The sequence below is a fragment of the Halomonas flagellata genome (assembly GCF_022487945.1).
Classification (GTDB): Bacteria; Pseudomonadota; Gammaproteobacteria; order Pseudomonadales; family Halomonadaceae; genus Halomonas; species Halomonas flagellata.
In genome coordinates this window covers 28,308-42,480 of the sequence record NZ_JAKVPY010000004.1, presented here as the reverse complement: position 1 = coordinate 42,480, position 14,173 = coordinate 28,308, and the positions used below count along the sequence as shown (strand labels likewise).

The window sequence follows — 14,173 nt, the reverse complement described above, 5'->3', positions numbered from 1 at the left end:
CACCCCGCCTCGAAGACAGAGGCTGCCTGCCGGCAGCCTCTTCACCTTCCCGCTCGACGACGTTCCAACTTGCCCACTCGGCTCCGCTGGATCGATGCCCACGCCGTTAGCGAACGATTCCCTGCAGGGCATTGAGGATCCTGGCCTTCTGCTGCGCCGACCTCAGCTCACCGATATTGTTGAGCTGAACGCTGATATCGATGTCGTTGTGGATGGTCTGGCCGGAGGCGGTGGTGGCCAGGGTGCTGACGACGGCCTGCCGCGTGATGCGGTGCAGGGCCGCGGTGCTGCCGATGCCGCCCGGGCCCTCGACCACGATGCCGGAGAAGTCGGTGAGACCGGACAGATCCAGCCCGCCCCCTCCGCCAGTCCCGGCAATGGTAGCCGCACCGGTCGAGCCCGGCCCCACCAGGGTCACGGGGCTACCGCCAGCATTGCTCAGGGTCTGGGAGAGCACCTCGATCCCGCCGCTGTTGCGGAAGGCCACCTCGGTCTCGTAGCGGATGGTGTTGTTGATCAGGGTGGTCAACTTGGCGCCGAAGTTCAGTTCCATTCCCGCCAGGTTGAAGCCGCCGCGCAGGGTATCGAGCTCGGCAGCGGCTATCACCTCGCCCCCATGGTAGACCCCGGCATCATCCGGCCGGGGCTGGACGCCGGGCTCCACATAGGGGAAGGCCGTCGCCGCCAAGACGGGCGATGCCGCCGTCGGCACCAGGGACATGGCCCCGGCCAACAGCACGGCAGGCAGGAGCCTGTGCCCGAGAGGCCCGGTTCCCTGGTGCACCGCGTGTACGTTCATGGTCGGTAACTCCTGTGAGTGATTACCTACCCAGTTCGGTAATGCCCGGCAGCGACAGCAGATTGGCTCCGACGTTGTAACGCTGTACGCCCTCCGCGATGGGCGGGGAGGGACGGACGCGCCAGTCACGCTTGCTGTTGAAGTTGCGCTGGGCCACTTCCAGTTCCGCCCGGGCACCGAGCACCGTACCGGTCCAGAGCGTCTCGAACATCTCCTTCGGGACCACGACGGTCCCCGCCGCCGGGTCTCCCACCAGGACGTTCTCCCGGTCGACGCCCTTGACGACGACGAAATGCTTGTACCCCCCGGTATTGACCAGGGTGATGGCGGGCACACCGATGCGCATGAAGTCGTCCAGGGAGATCTTGAAGCCATCGGAGTCGAGCCCCTGGGTGTCCAGGTAGCGCTTCATGTCCAGCATGGAGAAGCCATGGGTCTGGATCTGCTCCGCATCACCGTGGCGGATCATCGACTCGAAGACCTCGGCCTCGGTGGTCTCCCGGTCGTAATGGAAGGTCAGCAGGGTCGCCACCGCCGCCGAGCCGCAGCTGAAGTCGTACTGCTGCGGCACCACCCTCTCCCAACTGAGCTCCGAGAGGCTCTTGGCCTGGACCTGGAAGGAGCCGAAGCGGTTCGAGATGTTGACCGAACCGGCCTCCACGCTCGCGGCGATGCCGCCTCCCAACAGTGCCAGCAGCGCCGCCAGTAGCAGGGAGCGTTTCGCTGAATCTCTCATGGGCCTGTGCCTCTAGCGTTCCTCGTTCAAGGACCGTGCTGCTGGATCAAGGATTCTGGATATAAACGCTGATGCCGATGGCGTTGTTGACGGCATTGGCATTGCCGGTGATGCTGTTGAAGATCCCGGTACCGCTGAAGTGGCCCATGCTCCCCTGTTCGAAGGTGATGGAGCCGGTCATCATGTCGCCGTTGATGACATTGAAATCGGAGCCGACGGAGATGGCATTCAGGTCCTGGATGCTCTGCACATTGACGCTGTCGAGGTGGACGTTGACACCCTCCCGACCCCGCGCCTGCGCCATCGCCTCGAGATCCATGCTCGGCAGGGCCTCGAAGCCGGAACCGGAAGAGGGAATACTCCCACCGACTTCGCCCGCATCGGCGTAGCCCATTCCCGCCCCGCCCGCCGACAGCACGACCAGGGTTGCCAGGAGTCGCCGGCGGAATCGCTCTCGCCGCGGGACAGTCATTATCGCCTTCATCGCCTAGCCTCCTTCCGGACTTTCCCGGGTCTCCCCGAGCGGTGGAGGAACCGGCGGAGCGTGCTCCGCCAGTTCCCGGACGCGACAACTCATGCCCGTCCCTGGGCCAGGTGATTCGATTAGTTGCCGCCGATGCTTACATTGCTGTGAGCGGCAACGCTGGTGCCGGCCAGCTGCGAGTTGTAGAGGCCGGTGGAGACGTTCATGTTGCTGATGCCGCCGAACACACCCCCGCCGACGGACACGCTGGCCGCACCGGTCGAGAAGACCGCCGCTCCACCGTTGCCGCCATTGCCGCCGGCCCCGCCGTTGCCGGCCGTGGCCATGGCATCGCCGGTGGTACCGCTGCCGTTGCCGCCGTTGCCGCCACTGCCATTGCCGCCGTTGCCGGCTGTGGCGTTGGCATTGCCACCATTGCCGCCGTTGCCGGCCGTGGCGGAACCACCGCCGGTACCGGTACCGGTGCCGGTGCCGTTGCCGGCCCCGCCATCACCCGAGGATGCACTGGCGGTGGCAGCGGAGTCGGCCGCGGCATCCTGAGCACCCCCGGCAGTATTATCATCGTCGACATCTTCACCGGCGCTGAGGCCTGCAAGGTTGGCGCCCAGGGAACCGGAGGCCGCACCGGCGCCGGTGCCGGTATCGCCACCGTCTCCGGCACCGAGTCCACCGCCGAGGCCCACGCCGACGCCAGTCGCCTCACCGCCTCCGGCACCGTCACCGCCGACGGCCAGGGCCGTGCCACCGTCACCGCCATTACCGTTGCCACCGTTACCGCCGGCACCGATGCCGATATTCACCGCTGCCGCCGCACCGCCGGCGCCGCCGCTGGCCCCAGTGGCACCTGCGCCACCATTGATATGGATGCCGGCGCCATTGACGGTGGAGTGCATCTCCTGCAGCGAGATCACGCTGGTGGAGGTGTTGTGGGACTCGCTCATGGCCCAGGCGTCGCCGCCACGGCCGACGGAACCGCCGCTACCGCCGGTCCCGCTACCGGACCCAAAGCCGCCTGCGCCACCGGTCCCCCCATTGGCCCCGCCGGAGTCATCATCGTTCGTGCCACCGTTGGCGTTGCCGCCGCCGCCGCCAACCCCCAGGCCGAAGCCGCCACCACCATCTGCATTGCCACTGCTACCGCCTATGGCAACTGCCGTGGAATCCACCTCCTGATCAACGCTATCTGCAAAGCCGGCACTCGGGTTCGCATGGGCCGTGGAGATCGCCATCACCAGCGCCAGCAAGGGAGTACCCGCGACTACCAGAAACTTTTTCATGATCGTTGCTCCATTCAGTTCGACTGGGCCTTCGTTGCATTACTGCGTTTCACTGCGAACTGGTGTCATTGCATCGAAGGCCGTCAGCCCCTTGAACGTCGATACCCGCTCGCAGTCATGGACTCTAGAGCACGCCCCATGCCAGCACGGCCTCAATCAGCGAATGAAACACCTTAAAAACAATATGTTAAAAATAAACTGACAACACCGGAGCACGCGGCACCGGCCAGGGAGAGGAGGGATAGTGTTAAGGGCGTGAAGCAGTAAGGGCAGCGAAGGGGTCTTCAACCCTCCGCTGCAAGCAAAAGTTCAGGTAAATCAGCCCAGTCGTCGGAGTGCCAAAAAATGGAAAGGCGGCGTTACAGTACGCCGCCTGGAAGGCGGGGAAACCGCCCGGGGATGGCCGGGCGACCGGGGTTCGTGTCAGCGCTCCCTCAAGGGTCCGTGGCCCCGCTCGATTCCGGACGGGACGGGGAAGCCGGACTGGCCTCGACCATGCGTACCACGCTGCCCACCACGATCAGGCAGGGCGAGGGCAGCGGCTCCGCCTCGAGCCTGGCGGGCATGTCGGCCAGGGTGCCGGTGAGCGATTGCTGCTCGGGCAGGCTGGCATTGGCCACCAGCATGATCGGCCAGTCGTCGGAGAGCCCGGCGCGGCGCAGGCCGACACAGATCGCCGCCACCTTGGAGAGTCCCATGTAGAACACCAGGGTCTCGTCCCGGCGAGCCAGCGATGCCCAGTCGGGCTCGCCATCCTCGCGGCAGAGCTGGGCGGTGACGAAACGCAACTGCTGGGCGTGGGCACGGTCGGTGAGCGGGATGCCCATGCCCGCACAGGCCGCAGATGCCGCGGTGATGCCGGGCACGATCTCGGCGGGAATGCCGGCCTCGGCCAGCGCGGCGAGCTCCTCGCCCATGCGCCCGAACACCCCCGGATCGCCCCCCTTGAGGCGCACCACCGACTTGCCCTGCCCCGCCAGTTCGACCATCAGGGCCCCGATCTCGGCCTGGGGCACGCTGTGATGGCCGCTGGCCTTGCCCACGTAGTAGCGCTCGCGCCCAGCGGGAATCAGCGCCAGCACCTCATCGCCGACCAGGCGGTCATAGACCACCGCGTCGGCCTGCATGAGCAACCGCGCGGCCTTGAGGGTCAGCAACTCCACATCACCGCTGCCGGCGCCCACCAGGTAGACGCGCTCGGGGCGGCACTCCCCCCGCAGCGGCAACGTCACGCCGGCCTCGCCGGTCGTACCCTTCAGCCCCTCCAGGTACCGGCCGGCCGCGGCTCCGAGGCGTGCCAGGGCGCCGGGGACGTCAGGCGACGTCAACGATTTCAGGCTTCGGCTCAGTGTGCGCATGGGCCCTCTCCTCTTCGGCACTTTCTTCGATAAGGGACTTCAGTTCGGGGATGCAACTGCCGCACTGGGTGCCGCAGGCCAGCCGTGCACCGAGCGCCTCGACGCTGGTGTCGCCCCCTTGGATGGCCGAGACGATGGAGGAGCGGCCCACCTGGTGGCAGCTGCACACCACCGGGCCGCTATCGGCGGCGCCGTCGTCGCAACCGGCCAGCAGTCGTCGGCGACGGGCCGCATCCAGCGATTCGCCGCGGGCGCTCTCCTGGAAGCGCTCGTCGAGCCAGGCCAGGCCGGGAAGCTCCCGGGGAGGCGCCACCATCAGCCACCAGCGCAGGCGACCCGCCTCGATCCCCGCGGCCCGCAGGCGTCCACTGGCCGGGTCCTCACACCACAGCGCCGGGGCCACCGGCAGGTGCCGGGCCAGCCAGGCCGGCCAGTCGGGGCGCTCGCCCGACTGACCGCCGGCCAGCTGCCAGCGCTGGCACCCGCCAAGGGGAATGCGCGCCCAGTAGTCGGCAGTGTCACACCAGTCGGCATCGACCGCCAGGTCGGCGGCCACCAGCAGGGTCGCTTCCCAGCCAGCCGCCAGCGGTTCGAGCGCCACCGCACCGTGCTTGGACTCGGGCTGCCCCGACACCGGGTCGAGGTGCGCCTCGAGCAGTCCCCCCATGCTCGCGCAGCCGCTGAACTGGCCGGTCCAGTGCATGGGCACGAAGACCTCGCCACGGCGCTGCCCCTTGGAGAGCCGCACCCGGCCCAGGTAGTCGCCGCCGGCGCCGGTCAAGCGCGCCAGCTGCTGATCGGCTACACCGCAGGCGGCCGCATCCTCGGGACTCACCTCGATAAAGGGCTCGGCGCGGTGGTTCATCAGCCGCGGCGCCCGGCCGGTGCGGGTCATGGTGTGCCACTGGTCGCGCACCCGTCCGGTGTTGAGGCGCAGCGGGCGTGCCTCGCTGAGCGCCTGCTCGGGCTCGCGCGGCCACACCGGGATCAGCCTGGCCAGGCCATCGGGGGTGGCGAAACGGCCATCCTCGAACAGCCGCGCCGTCCCCTGCGGTGCCCGGGCCGTCACCGGCCACTGGATCGGGGCCAGGGCGTCATAGGCCGCCCGGTCGAGCCCGGCCAGGCCGGAGATATCGAACAGCCGGGCGGACTCGGAGCCGGCCAGGTTCTCGAACCCCGACAGCCGGGCATGCTCGTCGAAGATCTCGCTCGGATGCTCGAAGGCGAAGGCCTCGCCGAACCCGAGCCGGTGGGCCACCTGGGTGATGATCCACCAGTCGTGACGCGCCTCCCCCGGCGGCGGCAGGATGCCGCGCTGGCGGGAGAGGCGTCGCTCGGAATTGGTCACGGTGCCGTCCTTCTCCGACCAGCCCGAGGCCGGCAGCACGATGTCGGCGTAGGGCAGCAGGTCGGTGTCGGCCACGCACTCGGAGACGATCACCAGCGGACACTTCGCCAGGGCCCGGCGCACCCGGTGAACGTCGGGTAGACTGACCGCCGGGTTGGTGGCCATGATCCATACCGCCCGCACCTCGCCCCGCTCGATCGCCTCGAAGAGCTCCACCGCCTTGTGGCCCGGCCCCTCGGGCAGGGTCGGGACAAGCGATTCCGTCGTCCAGAAGCGGGTGACGCGGTCGATGGCGCCGGGGCTGTGGTAGTCCATGTGGGCGGCCAGCTGGTTGGCCAGGCCGCCCACCTCGCGCCCGCCCATGGCATTGGGCTGGCCGGTGATCGAGAAGGGGCCGGCACCGGGCAGCCCGATCTTGCCGCCGGCCAGGTGGCAGTTGATGATGGCGTTGCACTTGTCGGTACCGCTGGAGGACTGGTTGATGCCCTGGGAGTAGAGGGTCACCACGTGCAACTGGCTGGCGAACCAGTAGAAGAAGGTCTCGAGACGCTCCGGGTCGACATCGCAGTCGGCGGCGATGGCCTCCACCGAGTCGTCCTCCTCCCGGGCCGCCGCCAGGGCGGCATCGAAACCGGTGGTGTGTTTCTCGAGATAGACGCGATCCAGCTTGCCCTTGTTGGCCATCCAGGTCAGCAGGCCGTTGAACAGCCGGGCGTCGCTGCCGGGCTTGAGGCCCAGGTAGAGGTCGGCGATCTCGCAGGTGTCGGTCACCCGGGGGTCGATCACCACCACCCGCAGCAGCGGATTGCGACTCTTGGCGGTGCGCAGGCGCTGGTAGAGCACCGGGTGGTTCCAGGCCAGGTTCGAGCCCACCAGCACCACCAGCTCGGCGTCTTCGATATCCTCGTAGTTGCAGGGCACCGCATCGGCCCCCAGGGCGCGCTTGTAGGCCGCCACCGCCGAGGCCATGCAGAGTCGCGAGTTGGTATCCAGGTGCGGGGTGCCGAGGAAGCCCTTGAACAGCTTGTTGGCGACGTAGTAGTCCTCGGTAAGCAACTGCCCCGAGAGGTAGGCCGCCACCGCGTCCTTGCCGTGGTCGCGGCGAGTCGCCTGCAGCCGGTCGGCCACGGCATCCAGCGCCGTGTCCCACTCCACCTCGACGCCGTCGACGCGGGGGCGGGTCAGCCGGCCGTGGTCCCCCAGGGTCTCGTGCAATGCCGAGCCCTTGACGCACAGCCGCCCGAAGTTGGCCGGGTGATCGGCATCGCCTTCCACCCCGGTGATCCGGTCGTTCTCCACGCAGGCCAGTACGCCACAGCCGACGCCGCAGTAGGGGCAGGTGGTTCGGGCCTGATGCATGACGATCTCCTGTCGCAGTCGGTCGGGAAACGACGACGCCCACCAGCGGCCTCCCTGTTAATGGGCCGCTGGCGGGCGTCGTTGCCTGGTCTCGGAGGGCCGGCATGGCTCTCCTCACCGTTTGACCTGACATAAGCAAGACACATGCCATGCCAGGCTTTTCACCAAATATCCAGCGACCTGTGACGTCCCGGCCGAACGCATGGGGAACCCTCCCCCCGCTTGCCGCACCAACGACTATCACCGGCGCGCGCTACTTGCACCACCCTGGTGCCCACGGCTCCTCGACACGACGGCTACGCTCCCCTCCCATCCGCCCGGGAGGGGCGTCCCGCCTCGCGGTAGCCGTACCTGGAATGCATCTTGCACAACAGAGTAGTAAACGCACGCAACATGACGAGCGACACTGCCATGCCACCACCCCTGAATATCCTGCTGGTCGACGACGAGGTCGTGCGCGCCGCCATGGTCGAGGAGGCCCTCACCCGCGAGGGCCATACGGTCATCTGCCGCCTGCAGAGCCCGGCGAGCCTCAACGAGATGGTCGCCCGCCACCAGCCCGACGTGGTGATCATCGACATGGAATCCCCCGACCGGGACACCCTGGAGAGCATGGCCCTGCTCAATCGCGAGAATCCGCGTCCGGTGGTGTTCTTCGCCGACCAGCACGACCCCGACACCATGCAGGCGGCGCTGCAGTCGGGTGTCAGCGCCTATGTGGTCGACGGCCTGGTGCCCGGCCGGGTCAAGGCCATCATCGAGGTCGCCATCGCCCGTTTCGACGCCTTCCAGTCCATGCGCCTGGAACTCGACAAGGCTCGTAACCAGCTGGCCGACCGCAAACGCATCGAGCGCGCCAAGGGCCTGCTGATGAAGCATCAGGACTGCGACGAGGGGCAGGCCTACCGCATGCTGCGCAAGCTGGCCATGGATCGCGGCCAGCGTCTGGCCGAGGTCGCCGACAGCGTCATCGACATTCTCGAACGCCTGAACTCTCGATCTTCCGAGTAGGGCCCCTGTCATGAAAGAGGCAACCATGAGCACGACGGCCACACCCCCCGAACTGGAACGCCTGTCGCTGGGCTTCATGCCCCTGCTGGACGCCGCCCTGCTGATCATCGCCCGGGAGCGGGGCTTCTTCGCCGAGCAGGGCCTGGACGTCTCGCTGTCGAGGGAGAACGCCTGGTCGACCCTGCGTGACAAGGTCGCCGCCGGCCTGCTCGACGGCGCCCAGATGCTGGCGCCCCTGCCACTGGCCATGAGCCTGGGGCTGGGCCGGGCGCCCTGCGATGTCCGGGCACCGATCATCCTGGGCCGCAACGGCAATACCCTCACGCTCTCCGAGACGCTATGCCACGAGAGCGGCGCGACACTCGGCGAGGACCCCGCGGCGAGCGCCCGGGCGCTTGCCGACTGGCTGCGTCAGCAAGCGGGCGAATGCCGCCCCCGCCTGGCCATGGTCTACCCCTTCTCCTGCCAGCACTACCAGCTGCGCGAATGGCTCTCGCTGGCGGGCATCGATGCCGAACGCGACGTGGAGCTGATCGCCCTGCCGCCGCCCCGCATGGTGGAGGCGCTGCAGGAGGGGCGCATCGACGGCTTCTGCGCCGGCGAGCCCTGGGGGACCCTGGCCCGCCACCGCGGCGCGGGGCGGCCGATCGCCACCGGCGCCCAGCTGTGGCCCGATCACCCGGAGAAGGTGCTCGGCGTGACTGGCGCCTGGGCCCGGCGCTACCCGGCTACCCAGGCGGCGCTGATCCGCGCCCTGGAGCGGGCCAGCAGCTGGCTCGCCGAGTCCGCCGAGCAGCGCCGCCAGGCCCATGACTGGCTCGCCCTGCCGCCCTACCTCGACCACTCGATCTGCCACCTCGACGGCCTGGCTCTGGACGGCGCGCCGGTCCACCAGCGCCTGTACGGCGAGGGGGTGCTACGGCCCACGGCCGCGGCAGCGGGCCGCTTCGCCGAGCACATCGGCCGGCACATGCGCGACCACGGCCGGACGCTGGATCTGCGCACCCTGGAAGAGTGCTACAGCCCTGTGCATTTCGATGCGGCCACGCACCACTGATGTGCACTACCCGCCGGACGGGATTCCCGGCCACCCCTTCCGGCAGCTCACAATCCTCTGATAAAGCTCAAGAAAACTGATAATTACGGCATCCTGGCCGGATTCTTGATTGGGTATGGCACACGGCGATCAATGGCGATCGCACGACATATCACGACGAAGACGTCTCTGTGCACTCCCCGAGAGGGGAGGCGGCGCCGAGGCGTCTTCTTTCGTTTCGTCATTTCCGCATCAAGAGAGGTGTCAGGATATGCGCCATCGACATCCCGATTCGCCGGCAACCGAACACCTGGTAATCGTCGGCAACGGCATGGCCGGCCACCGCCTGGTCGAGGCCCTGGTCAAGCAGCCGGGGCGCCCGCCGCGCATCACCGTGATCGGCGACGAGCGGGTACCGGCCTATAACCGCATCCTGCTCTCGCCACTGCTCGCCGGCGAAATGACCCACGACGCCCTGACCCTGAACGGGGCGGACTGGTACGCCGAACACGACATCGCCCTGGTGCTCGGCGAGCGTGTCACCGACATCGACCTCCAGGCACGGCGCCTGACCACCGACGCCGGCCGCACCCTCGACTACGATCGCCTGGTGCTGGCCACCGGCTCGCGCCCGGCCATGCCGCCGATTCCCGGCCTCGACCTCGACGGCGTACACGCCTTCCGCGATCTCGACGATGCCGCCGAGCTGATCCGGTTCAGCCGGACCCGTGCCACCGGGCACGGCGGACGGGCGGTGGTGATCGGGGGCGGCCTGCTCGGCCTCGAGGCCGCCGAGGGGCTGCGCAAGCGTGGCCTCGCGGTGAGCCTGATCCAGCGTGACGATCGCCTGATGAACCGACAGCTCGATGTCACCGCCGCCACGCTGCTGCAGCGTGAACTCGAGTCCCGGGGTCTCGAGGTGATCACCGAGGGTCATATCGCCGGCTTCGAGGACGACGGCAGCGGCCACGTGGCGGCCGTGTGCCTGGAGGGGGGCCGCCGACTGGCCGCCGACTGCGTGGTGGTGGCGATCGGCATCGCGCCCAACGCCGAGCTGGGACGCACCGCCGGGCTCGAGGTCAATCGTGCGGTGATCGTCGACGAGACCCTCACCAGCTCCGATCCGGCGATCCACGCCCTCGGCGAGTGCTGCGAGTTCCAGGGCACCACCTACGGGCTGGTGGAGCCGATCTGGCGCCAGGTGGAGGTGCTCGCCGCCCACCTGGCCGGCGAGGCGGTCGACGGCTATGTGGAAAAGCCCTGCGCCACCAAGCTCAAGGTCAGCGGCGTCTCGCTCTACGCCTTCGGCCCCACCGAACCCGACGCCGACCATGAGGTGCTCACCTATCACGACCCCCAGCAGGGCGACTACCGCCGCCTGCTGCTACGCGACGGACGCATCGAGGGTGCCGTGCTCTATGGCGACACCGCCATGGGCCCCTGGTACTTCGAACGCTCCCTGGCCGGCACCGATCTCGGCCCCTGCCGTCAGGCCCTGCTGCTCGGCGCCGCCGATGCCCAGTTGCTTCTCGACTCCCCCGAACCCCAGGACAGCCCCCTGAAGGAGGCCGCATGAACACGCCCCATTCCGACAAACAGCAACTGATCATCATCGGTAACGGCATGGTCGGCCACCACCTGGTCGAACAACTGGTCGAACGCGGGGCCACCGAGCGCTACCACGTCATCGTCTTCGGCGAGGAGCGCCACCTTGCCTACGATCGGGTGCACCTCTCCGAGTACTTCAGCGGCCGCGACGCCGACTCGCTGGCCCTGTCCACCGCCGACTACTACGCCGAGCACGGCATCGAGCTGCGCCTGCACGAGGCGGTGACCGCCATCGACCGCGACGGCGGCGAAGTGGTCACCCCCCAGGGCCGCTACCGCTACGACCGACTGGTGCTGGCCACCGGCTCCTACCCCTTCGTGCCGCCGATTCCCGGCAACGATCGCGACGGCTGCCTGGTCTACCGCACCCTGGAGGACCTGGACGCCATCCGCGCAGCGGCCGAGACGGCCACCACCGGCGTGGTGGTGGGCGGCGGCCTGCTCGGCCTCGAGGCGGCCAATGCCCTGCGCGGGTTGAACCTCGACACCGCCGTGGTGGAGTTCGCCCCGCGGCTGATGCCGATGCAGGTCGACAGCGAGGGCGGCGAACTGCTGCGCGAGAAGATCGAGTCGCTGGGCGTCCAGGTACTCACCGAGCGCGCCACCCAGCGCATCGAGGATGGCGAGGCCAGCCGGCACCGCATGGTGTTCCAGGACGACAAGGTGCTGGAAACCGACCTGATCGTCTTTTCCGCCGGCATCCGTCCGCGCGACGAGCTGGCCCGCGACTGCCGCCTGGAGATGGGCGAGCGTGGCGGCGTGGTGATCGATGATCGCTGCCTGACCAGCGACCCGGCGATCCTGGCCATCGGCGAGGTGGCGCTGTGGAACAACAGCATCTTCGGCCTGGTGGCCCCCGGCTACCAGATGGCCAAGGCCGCCGCCGCCACGCTGCTCGCCTCTTCCGGAGAAAGCCACGACGAGACCTTCCGCGGTGCCGACATGAGCACCAAGCTCAAGCTGCTCGGCGTCGACGTGGGCTCCATCGGCGATGCCCATGGCGACCGCACCCCCGGCGCGCGGATGTTCCGCTACCTCGACCCGCTCAAGCAGCAGTACCGCAAGCTGGTGGTCTCCAGCGACGGCAAGCGCCTGGTCGGCGCTATGCTGGTGGGCGACAACAGCGTCTACGACACCCTGCTGCAGTACTACGCCAACCGCATGGAGCTGCCCGAGGACCCGGCCTCGCTGATCCTGCCGAGCAGCGAAGGAGCGCCGGCGCTGGGCCCCGACGCCCTGCCCGACACCGCGACCCTCTGCTCGTGCCACAACGTCACCAAGGGCGACGTCTGCGCCACCATCGATGCCGGCGCCGTGGACCTCGCCGCGGTCAAGGGCGAAACGAAGGCCAGCACCGGCTGCGGCGGCTGTGCGGCACTGCTCAAGAGCGTGGTCGATCACGAGCTGGAGAGCCGCGGCGTGGAGGTCGACCGCTCGATCTGCGAGCACTTCGCCCATACCCGCCAGGAGCTCTACGACATCGTCCGCGTCGAGGGCATCAAGACCTTCGGCGAGCTGGTGGCAAAACATGGCACGGGCCTCGGCTGCGATATCTGCAAGCCGGCGGTGGCCTCGATCCTGGCGTCCTGCTTCAACGAGCCGATCACCGATGCGGCGCACATCCCGCTGCAGGACACCAACGACACCTTCATGGCCAACATGCAGAAGAACGGCACCTACTCGGTGGTGCCGCGCATTCCCGGCGGCGAGATCACCCCGGACAAGCTGGTGGTGCTCGGCCAGGTGGCCCAGAAGTACGGCCTCTACACCAAGATCACCGGCGGCCAGCGCGTCGACCTGTTCGGTGCCCGCCTCGAGGATCTGCCGGACATCTGGGGCGAGCTGATCGAGGCCGGCTTCGAGACCGGTCACGCCTACGGCAAGTCGCTGCGTACGGTGAAGTCCTGCGTCGGCAGCACCTGGTGTCGCTACGGCGTGCAGGACAGCGTGGGCATGGCGATCCACCTCGAGAACCGCTACAAGGGCCTGCGCTCGCCACACAAGATCAAGTTCGCCGTCTCCGGCTGCACCCGGGAGTGCGCCGAGGCCCAGAGCAAGGACGTGGGGGTGATCGCCACCGAGAACGGCTGGAACCTCTATGTCTGCGGCAACGGCGGCATGCGTCCGCGCCACGCCGAGCTGCTGGCCACCGACCTCGACGACGAGACCCTGATCAGGACCATCGACCGCTTCCTGATGTTCTACGTGCGCACCGCCGACCGCCTGCAACGCACCTCGGTATGGCGCGAGAGCCTGGAGGGCGGCCTGGACTACCTCAAGGAGGTGATCCTCGACGACAGCCTCGGCCTTGGCGAGGAACTGGAAAGCCAGATGCAGGCCGTCATCGACACCTACGAGTGCGAATGGGCCAACGCCATCAAGGACCCGGAGAAGCTCAAGCGCTTCCGCAGCTTCGTCAACGACACGCGCCCCGACCCGGACATCATCGTGACCGAAGAGCGCGGCCAGCTGCGCCCGGCGTGATGAGCCAGGCCCGACACGCGCCCATGGCCTCCGGGGCCTGACCAAGAATGGTGACGGTCCGCCGATGAAGGCGCCGAGACCGCCCCTGTGGGTCAGACCCCAACCAAGCGACCGAGGTCAGCGTCGTGCCGTTCACGGGCGGCATCTCTGCCGCCGGGGTCTGACCCCAGAGGGCCTCCCAGCTATGGCAACTCGCCTCGCCGACCGAACAAGGAGTTTTCCATGACCAACGCAACCGCAGCAGCCACCACCATGACCCAGACCTGGCAAACCCTCTGCACCCGAGCCGACCTGGTGCCCTTCTCCGGCGTCGCCGCCTGGGTGGAAACCGCCGACGGCCCCGCCCAGGTGGCCCTTTTCTACCTTCCATGCGGCCCGAACACGCCGGCGCTCCCCGGCCACGAGCAGGAACTCTACGCCCTGGAACACCGCGACCCCTTCTCGGGCGCCAACGTCATTGCCCGCGGCATCGTTGGCGACGTGAAGGGCCAGCTCGTCGTCGCCTCGCCGATCTACAAGCAGCACTTCCGCCTCGCCGACGGCCGGTGCCTGGAAGATGACAGCGTGTGCCTGCGCACCTGGCCGGTGAGCTTCAAGAATGATCAGGTGATGATCAAGGCCTGAGGTTGGCCGCTCTCTGCCGCGAGGGATATGCTGGGTATCTGGCATGCGG

11 protein-coding genes are annotated in these 14,173 nt (G+C 68.2%); 5 read left to right on the top strand and 6 right to left on the bottom strand.

Annotated features, from left to right (window positions below; all coding sequences use genetic code 11):
* Nucleotides 1-106: 106 nt before the first annotated feature.
* The 6 genes from MKP05_RS04155 to MKP05_RS04130 form a co-directional block, all read right to left on the bottom strand.
* A complete protein-coding gene (locus tag MKP05_RS04155) occupies nt 107-799 on the bottom strand; it encodes a hypothetical protein (RefSeq protein WP_240567162.1) in 693 nt (230 codons plus the stop codon).
* 22 nt (nt 800-821) lie between these two features.
* Nucleotides 822-1,535 (bottom strand): C39 family peptidase, encoded by a 714-nt coding sequence (locus tag MKP05_RS04150; protein WP_240567161.1) that lies wholly within the window; start codon nt 1,533-1,535, stop codon nt 822-824.
* 46 nt (nt 1,536-1,581) lie between these two features.
* Entirely contained in the window at nt 1,582-2,019 is a 438-nt protein-coding gene (locus MKP05_RS04145; protein WP_240567160.1) for a hypothetical protein, read from the bottom strand.
* 119 nt (nt 2,020-2,138) lie between these two features.
* Nucleotides 2,139-3,296, bottom strand: coding sequence for a hypothetical protein (locus MKP05_RS04140; RefSeq protein ID WP_240567159.1), 1,158 nt, complete (start codon nt 3,294-3,296; stop codon nt 2,139-2,141).
* A 434-nt stretch (nt 3,297-3,730) separates the two neighbouring features.
* Nucleotides 3,731-4,654, bottom strand: a complete 924-nt coding sequence (cobA, locus tag MKP05_RS04135; RefSeq protein WP_240567158.1) for a uroporphyrinogen-III C-methyltransferase — start codon at nt 4,652-4,654, stop codon at nt 3,731-3,733.
* Nucleotides 4,611-7,361 (bottom strand): nitrate reductase, encoded by a 2,751-nt coding sequence (locus tag MKP05_RS04130; RefSeq protein ID WP_240567157.1) that lies wholly within the window; start codon nt 7,359-7,361, stop codon nt 4,611-4,613. Before MKP05_RS04130 ends, cobA begins: the two co-directional genes overlap by 44 nt.
* A 411-nt stretch (nt 7,362-7,772) precedes the next feature.
* On the opposite strand from MKP05_RS04130, the gene MKP05_RS04125 reads away from it, so the two are divergent.
* From MKP05_RS04125 to nirD, 5 genes are all read left to right on the top strand, one after another.
* Nucleotides 7,773-8,372, top strand: coding sequence for an ANTAR domain-containing response regulator (locus MKP05_RS04125; protein WP_240567156.1), 600 nt, complete (start codon nt 7,773-7,775; stop codon nt 8,370-8,372).
* A gap of 25 nt (nt 8,373-8,397) precedes the next feature.
* Complete coding sequence (locus tag MKP05_RS04120; protein WP_240567155.1) at nt 8,398-9,429, top strand: CmpA/NrtA family ABC transporter substrate-binding protein; 1,032 nt, start codon at nt 8,398-8,400, stop codon at nt 9,427-9,429.
* A gap of 250 nt (nt 9,430-9,679) precedes the next feature.
* On the top strand, nt 9,680-10,984 hold the full coding sequence (locus MKP05_RS04115) for an NAD(P)/FAD-dependent oxidoreductase (RefSeq protein ID WP_240567154.1): 1,305 nt from the start codon (nt 9,680-9,682) through the stop codon (nt 10,982-10,984).
* Nucleotides 10,981-13,500, top strand: a complete 2,520-nt coding sequence (gene nirB / locus MKP05_RS04110) for a nitrite reductase large subunit NirB (RefSeq protein ID WP_240567153.1) — start codon at nt 10,981-10,983, stop codon at nt 13,498-13,500. Before MKP05_RS04115 ends, nirB begins: the two co-directional genes overlap by 4 nt.
* A 222-nt stretch (nt 13,501-13,722) precedes the next feature.
* Nucleotides 13,723-14,124, top strand: coding sequence for a nitrite reductase small subunit NirD (gene nirD, locus MKP05_RS04105; protein WP_240567152.1), 402 nt, complete (start codon nt 13,723-13,725; stop codon nt 14,122-14,124).
* The last annotated feature ends 49 nt before the right edge of the window (nt 14,125-14,173 follow it).

Coding starts and splice junctions, on each gene's coding strand:
- MKP05_RS04125 (WP_240567156.1), top strand. CDS start 7,773: ATGCCACCACCCCTGAATATCCTGCTGGTCGACGACGAGGTCGTGCGC.
- nirD (WP_240567152.1), top strand. CDS start 13,723: ATGACCAACGCAACCGCAGCAGCCACCACCATGACCCAGACCTGGCAA.
- MKP05_RS04140 (WP_240567159.1), bottom strand. CDS start 3,296: ATGAAAAAGTTTCTGGTAGTCGCGGGTACTCCCTTGCTGGCGCTGGTG.
- MKP05_RS04155 (WP_240567162.1), bottom strand. CDS start 799: ATGAACGTACACGCGGTGCACCAGGGAACCGGGCCTCTCGGGCACAGG.
- MKP05_RS04145 (WP_240567160.1), bottom strand. CDS start 2,019: ATGAAGGCGATAATGACTGTCCCGCGGCGAGAGCGATTCCGCCGGCGA.
- MKP05_RS04130 (WP_240567157.1), bottom strand. CDS start 7,361: ATGCATCAGGCCCGAACCACCTGCCCCTACTGCGGCGTCGGCTGTGGC.
- cobA (WP_240567158.1), bottom strand. CDS start 4,654: ATGCGCACACTGAGCCGAAGCCTGAAATCGTTGACGTCGCCTGACGTC.
- MKP05_RS04115 (WP_240567154.1), top strand. CDS start 9,680: ATGCGCCATCGACATCCCGATTCGCCGGCAACCGAACACCTGGTAATC.
- MKP05_RS04120 (WP_240567155.1), top strand. CDS start 8,398: ATGAGCACGACGGCCACACCCCCCGAACTGGAACGCCTGTCGCTGGGC.
- nirB (WP_240567153.1), top strand. CDS start 10,981: ATGAACACGCCCCATTCCGACAAACAGCAACTGATCATCATCGGTAAC.
- MKP05_RS04150 (WP_240567161.1), bottom strand. CDS start 1,535: ATGAGAGATTCAGCGAAACGCTCCCTGCTACTGGCGGCGCTGCTGGCA.